The following is a 790-nucleotide window of genomic DNA, read 5'->3' on the forward strand; positions in this document are numbered from 1 at the left end:
TCAAGATTATCTGGCATGATGGGCTCGGCATGTCGCTGTATGCAAAACGGCTCGAGAAGGGCCGGTTTCTATGGCCGTCGCCGGCGGACGGCACGGTTTCCATATCACCGGCGCAGCTCGCCTACATGCTCGACGGGATCGATTGGCGCAACCCGCTTCACACGTTCCGCCCGCAGCGCGCGGGCTGAGTTTTTCTTTGAGTTTGCGCCATTTTCCGCGAGTCAGCGGACGCGTTTTATGATTCACTCCAGGGCATGGTTGCCACCGCCCAGGATGCTGTTCCGGACGATATTGGCGCGCTGAGAGCAGCGCTGACCGCGGCGCTGGCCAGAGCCGAAGACGAGGCCGCGCGCGCTGCGCTGGTCGAGGCCGAACTGGCGGTCGCCAGGGCCAAGGCATCGGATGATGCGGCGCTGATCGCGCATCAGCATCTGACGATCCGGAAGCTGCAGCGGGCGCTGCATGGTCAGAGTTCTGAACGCTCAGCCCGCCTGCACGACCAGATGGAACTCACCTTCGAGGAACTCGAGAGCACCGCGACGGAAGACGAGATCGCCGCCGAACAGGCCGCGGCCCGGACCACCGAGGTGGCGCCTTACATGCGCAAGCGACCGGCGCGCCAGCCATTTCCCGAGCATCTGCCGCGCGAACGCGTGGTCGAGCCGGCGCCGGCCGCTTGCCATTGCTGCGGCGGTCATCGGCTGCGCAAGCTGGGTGAGGATATCACCGAGACGCTGGAGGTGGTGCCGCGGCAATGGAAGGTGATCCAGCACGTGCGGGAGAAGTTCAC

The 790-nt window shown here is 64.9% G+C and carries 2 protein-coding genes; both read left to right on the top strand.

The genetic code is table 11. The annotated features are described in order from the left end of the window. Positions 1-188: IS66 family insertion sequence element accessory protein TnpB (tnpB, locus tag NKI72_RS35265; protein WP_352819845.1), on the top strand; the 188-nt coding region annotated here is incomplete at its 5' end. A gap of 66 nt (positions 189-254) precedes the next feature. Beyond that, the coding region (locus NKI72_RS35270) for an IS66 family transposase (RefSeq protein ID WP_352837553.1) at positions 255-790 on the top strand (536 nt) is incomplete at its 3' end.

Origin of the sequence: Mesorhizobium sp. M0437 (assembly GCF_040321335.1) — a bacterium.
Lineage (GTDB): Bacteria > Pseudomonadota > Alphaproteobacteria > Rhizobiales > Rhizobiaceae > Mesorhizobium.